The following is a 5081-nucleotide window of genomic DNA, read 5'->3' as shown; positions in this document are numbered from 1 at the left end:
TGCGCTGACCGGCGAGGGCATCAGCCTCGCCGTCAAACAAGCCGGCGCCGCCGTGGCAGCGATCATCGACGACGCGCCGTCGTCGTATGAGGCCGCGTGGCACCGCATCACCCGCGACTACCGGTTGCTCACCCGCGCGCTGGTGTTGGCCACCGCGCCGCGAGTCGGCCGACGCGCGGTCGTGCCGGCAGCCGCCCTGCTTCCCGGCGTCTTCAGCCGGGCGGTGAACACTCTGGCGCGTTGAAGTGCCGGCTGGCAATCACGAGTGTGGTTGTGCTGCAACGGGCTTTTCCGCTGCTCCCACGTATTCGCCCAGATACCCGTCGCCAAGCCAGCTTCGGGCCTCGGTCAGCTCGAGGGTGAAGCCGGAGAGGTTGCGTTTGCGGAATGAGCGGCGCGGAGCGAACGGGTCCATCCTGGAGGTGTATTCAAGCCCGGCGACGGCCGGCCGCTGGGACGCCCCATGCTTCGGCAATGGCCGGTAGCCGACATCTTCGAGAAGTCTGGAAAGCTCAGTGGGTCTTGGGAACCGGCGGAAGTCGTGATTTGACTTGTACAAGCCGGACACAAACAACGGGCCGATGCTGACGAAGGCTAGCCAGGTGTACAGATTCCGGTCTGGCGCAACATAGAACACCCGCCCGCCCGGCTTGAGCGCACGATGGACATTCGCCAGGACAGCGCGGTGTTCCCCACAGTGGTCAAGTATTCCGTGCATGTAGACCACATCGAACTGTTCGCTGGGTAGCACGTTTTGATCGCGGATGTCCCCCACGTGGAATTGAACGTTCGGGATGTCGGTGCAGGACCGCCTCGCTGCCCGGATGGCTTTGTAGTCGACGTCGAAGCCATCGATCTCCCACTCCCGTAGCCGGGGATCCAGCTTGAGCAAACCGCGGATGGCGTTACCGCTGCCGCAGCCGGCCACCGCCATGCGCGGACGCTCGGTTCCCGCGAACTGGGGTAAATAGTCGCGCAGGAATCGCCAAGCGGCGCAGTCGATTTTGCTGACCAGCTGTTCGGTGAACCGCCAGTGCGCGCTGGCCTGGGCTTGGGCGAAGTAGCGCACACCGCGTTCGATCGTGCCGTTGTGGACTCTGGTGAGGAGCTTGTCCAGCCAGGAATAGCCGTAATCTGGCTCGCCGCTGGCTTCGTTGCGCCGCTCGCGGTGCAGGAAGTCGAAGTATGTCCGCTCTTCGACGTCGAGCGGCGCGGTCCACGAGTGCGCCCCAGCTAAGACGCGCTCACGGATCCATGAGTCGACGACCCGGCTGTACACCTCGGTCTCGAAGAGCATCAGCTGGTGTCCACCGCCAGGCATCACAAAGAGGTCTTTGGGCCCGCCGATGCGCTCGAAGCAGGCCCGGGCATGGTCGGCGCCGACGATCTCGTCGTTCTCGCCGCAGGCAATCAGGACGGGCTTGGCATTGGCCGCGGCCGGCTCAGTCGGCCGGTAGTTGAAGACGGAGTGGTAGCTCTTGAAGCCATACGACCACACGTAGAGCGGGTCAGCCAGCTTCTCGGGCAACAGATCTGGGTCCTCTTGATACGCAGCTTTGAAGTCGATGAACCGGCGGAGCGGTACCCGAACCCGGTCGCCAAGAACTCGGGCCACCCGAGTCATGACCGTCGAACGCATCAATCGAATCGCACGGTTCATCTGTAGCTCGTCGTTCAGCAAGACGTTCATGCACACGGCTCCGGCGACGCGTGGGCAGCGGGCGAGCGCATGGAATGCAACCTCCCCGCCCTGGCTGGCCCCGTGCAACACCACCGGAAGGCCGGTGCTTTCGCCCGCGTCATCGCACACCGCGCGAACGTCCTCGAGGAAGTCTTCGAAGGTGAAGACGCCTCGAGGGCCGGGAGTGCGCCCGTGACCAGTCAGGTCGAAAGCCCAGACCGACGCCGGAAAGTGTCGCCGGAATTGCTCGGCGAAATCGTGGTAGACCGCGCTGTAGCCTGCGGTGCCGTGCACCAGGACCAGCACGTACTCGGCGTTGGGATGCTCGTAGCGTTTCAGGAAGAGCGGCTTGCCTTTGCTTCCTGCAACCCAGCCGTCGACTGGGGCCTCAACCGCACGTTCGGGGTTGACGATGGTCATGGCGCTGGGTGCTCCGTTCCTTGAGCGATGAGATGGTTGATCAACAGTCGGACATGGACGTCGAAGCCGGCCCGGAACGCAGATTGGTCAGTGGTGAACGGTCGGCGCATCGCCATCCCAAGGAGGAACGTCTCGATGAGTTCAACGGATACGGCGCTCTCGGCTCCGGGGGCCAACTCTTGGACGAAGCTGACAATGTTGTCCCGCTGGATTTGCTGGTAGGCCAAATATGGTTGTCTGAGGGCGTCGTTGTGGTTTGCCGCCGCGGCGAATTCCACCACGAACGTCGCCGCGCGCAGATTGTTGACAAAGAGCGCGTACAGCAGTTCGGCCGCGAAATCGAGTCGTTCAGCGGCAGACCCCTGTTGCGGTAGTTGGTCGGCTGCGCTCGAGAACATGTCAGCGGCCATCTGTTCGATCGCCGATTGGATCAGCCGTTCTTTGGTGTCGAAGTGGTGGTGCAGCAGGGGTTGTGAGACACCGGCGCGCGCAGCGATCCGTTTCATCGAGGATTTCTCGTAGCCGAACTCGCTGAAGCACTCCAACGCCGCCGCGAGGATGCGCGGTCGGGCGTTCGTCGCAGCCGGTGGACCCAGCGCCGCTGTTGTCAACGAGACCTCCATTGTCTCTAGTCGCTGGTCCACGTTACAGTAGCTGACTGATCGATCAGTTAGTGCCCAAAGTCGACAACTCGAGGCCCGACGGGAGAGGTCCGACAACGCTGTGACGGGAGATAGACGGGTCACCCTCACTTTCGACAACGGACCCACGCCCGGGGTGACCGATCGGGTTCTCGACTTACTCGCGGAGAGGTCGCTTCGCGCGATCTTTTTCGTCGTCGCCGACCGCGTAGACGCAGACCCGGCCGCGCACGCGCAGCTCACCAGAATGGTCCGGGATTGTCACCGGGTGGGCAATCACTCGCTCACTCACGGCCGGCCGCTGGGCGAACTGCGTGAACAGGCAACCATCACCGAAATCGCCGTGGCGCACGACATTCTGCGGGAATTTACCGGCGAGAACTTCCTCTTCCGTCCGTGGGGCACCGAAGGGCAACTAGACCGACGTTGCCTTAACCGCACTGCGGTCAATTATCTGGTGAGCGGGAAGCACACCTGCGTGCTGTGGAACAGCGTGCCGCGCGACTGGGTGGATCCGGTCGGGTGGATCGACCGAGCGCTAGCCGATGTCCGGGCGCAAGAACACACCGTGGTGGTAGTCCACGACCTGCCGACCGGGGCCATGGACCAGCTCCCACGCTTTCTCGATGAACTGGACCGCACCGGGGCGGCAGTGACGGGCGAGCTGCCCGACGAGTGCGTGCCGATCATCGATGGGCGCATCGTTAGTCCCCTAGACCACCTGATGCCCACCTGATGCCGCTGTGACGTTCTCGCGTCAGCGCGCCTTCCAGACCGGCGGGCGCTTTTCGGCGAACGCCAACGGGCCTTCCTTAGCGTCCTCGGATCTCAGCACTACGCCGAATTCGCGTTGGGTGCGCGCCCAGCCGGGTTCCTCGTCGGGGATGACGCCGTCGTCGGCACCGTAGGCGATCCGCTTGCTGGCCTGCACCGACAACGGCGCGTTCACCGTGACCCGCTCGGCCAGCGCGAGCGCGGCCTCCAGTACGCTGCCATCCGGGACGACCTGGTTGATCAGGCCCCACTTGGCGGCCTCGGCAGCGCTGATCGGCTCACCGGTGAGCACCATCTCGAGCGCGATCTTGCGCGGCAGTTGATGCACGATCCGGAACACCCCACCGGCAGCGGCAAACAGCCCGACCTTGACCTCCGGCAAACCGAATGTCGCGCTTTCGCAGGCCACCACCAAATCACTGGCCAAGGCCAGCTCGGTGCCGCCGCCCAGCGCGGTGCCGTTGACCGCCGCGATGGTCGGCTTGTCGATGAAGTGGTGGACGTAACCGGCGAAACCCCATTCGCCGTGGTCGGGATGATACAGATTCTCGCGGCGCGAAATCGCCTTGAGATCTGCTCCGGCACAAAAGGATTTGTCGCCGGCGCCGGTGATCACGACCGCCCGCACCTCGTCGTCGTTTTGGGCTTGCTCGAGCGCGTCGCCGACGGCGGTACTCACCGCGCCGTTGACCGCGTTGCGGGCCTCGGGCCGGTTGATCGTGATCACCAGGACATTGCCGCGCCGTTCGGCCAGCGCCGCAGGCGCGGTTTGGGTCACAGCAGCTCCACAATGGTTGCGTTGGCCTGACCACCGCCCTCGCACATCGTCTGCAAGCCGTAACGAATTCCCTTGTCCCGCATGTGGTAGAGCAGCGTGGTCATGATCCGGGCCCCGGATCCGCCGAGCGGATGGCCGAGCGCGATCGCGCCGCCGTTGGGGTTCAGCTTCTTCTCGTCAGCGCCGATGTCCTTCAGCCACGCCAGCGGCACGGGTGCGAACGCCTCATTGACCTCGAAAACCCCGATGTCCTCCAGCTTCAGGCCGGAGCGCTGCAACGCCTTCTGGGTCGCCGGGATCGGCGCGGTCAGCATGATGACCGGGTCGGCGCCGGCCAGGGTGGCGGTGTGCACCTTGGCGATCGGATTGAGTTTCAACGACTTCGCCTTCTCCGCCGACATGAGCAGCAACGCGGCCGACCCGTCGGAGATCTGGCTGGAGTTTCCAGCGTGAATCACGCCGTCCTCCTTGAAGGCGGGCTTCAACTGCGCCATCTTCTCCATCGGCGTGCCCCGGCGGATGCCCTCATCCTTGAGCACAACGTTCCCGTCTTGGTCCTTGATGGCAACAATCTGGTCGTCGAATGCGCCGGAATCTTGTGCAGCCGCGGCCTTTTCGTGCGAGCCGAGGGAGAACTCGTCGAGCGCGATCCGGTCGAGTCCCCACTGCTCGGCGATCATCTCCGCGCCGATTCCCTGGTTGGGGACCGCGCCGTCGTAGCGGTCGAGGAAGGTCTGCGGGAACGGCCTACCGCCGTTCGCCAGCGACGAGCCCATCGGTGTCCGCG

The 5081-nt window shown here is 64.4% G+C and carries 5 protein-coding genes and 1 pseudogene; 2 read left to right on the top strand and 4 right to left on the bottom strand.

What is annotated here, in order from left to right:
- A pseudogene (locus WAN71_RS28200) lies at positions 1-244 on the top strand (monooxygenase); the annotation flags it as partial.
- Positions 245-259: 15 nt separating this feature from the next.
- On the opposite strand, the gene WAN71_RS28195 reads toward WAN71_RS28200, so the two are convergent.
- Both WAN71_RS28195 and WAN71_RS28190 read right to left on the bottom strand, forming a co-directional pair.
- On the bottom strand, positions 260-2101 hold the full coding sequence (locus WAN71_RS28195) for an alpha/beta fold hydrolase (protein ID WP_422228479.1): 1842 nt from the start codon (positions 2099-2101) through the stop codon (positions 260-262).
- Positions 2098-2712, bottom strand: coding sequence for a TetR/AcrR family transcriptional regulator (locus WAN71_RS28190; RefSeq protein WP_422228478.1), 615 nt, complete (start codon positions 2710-2712; stop codon positions 2098-2100). Before WAN71_RS28190 ends, WAN71_RS28195 begins: the two co-directional genes overlap by 4 nt.
- Before the next feature lie 112 nt (positions 2713-2824).
- Here WAN71_RS28190 and WAN71_RS28185 point away from each other — a divergent pair, with 112 nt between their 5' ends.
- Positions 2825-3478 (top strand): polysaccharide deacetylase family protein, encoded by a 654-nt coding sequence (locus tag WAN71_RS28185; RefSeq protein WP_422228477.1) that lies wholly within the window; start codon positions 2825-2827, stop codon positions 3476-3478.
- 21 nt (positions 3479-3499) lie between these two features.
- On the opposite strand, the gene WAN71_RS28180 is transcribed toward WAN71_RS28185, so the two are convergent.
- The gene (locus WAN71_RS28180; protein ID WP_422228476.1) at positions 3500-4294 is read right to left on the bottom strand and encodes a crotonase/enoyl-CoA hydratase family protein; all 795 of its coding nucleotides are present in this window, start codon (positions 4292-4294) and stop codon (positions 3500-3502) included.
- A partial coding sequence (locus tag WAN71_RS28175; RefSeq protein WP_422228475.1) for a thiolase family protein occupies positions 4291-5081 on the bottom strand: 791 nt, incomplete at its 5' end. The genes WAN71_RS28180 and WAN71_RS28175, both read right to left, overlap by 4 nt.

Origin of the sequence: Mycobacterium sp. (assembly GCF_049280035.1) — a bacterium.
Taxonomy (GTDB): domain Bacteria; phylum Actinomycetota; class Actinomycetes; order Mycobacteriales; family Mycobacteriaceae; genus Mycobacterium.
Note: the sequence above shows the minus strand (reverse complement) of the source record. Positions and strands in the feature narration are given on the sequence as shown.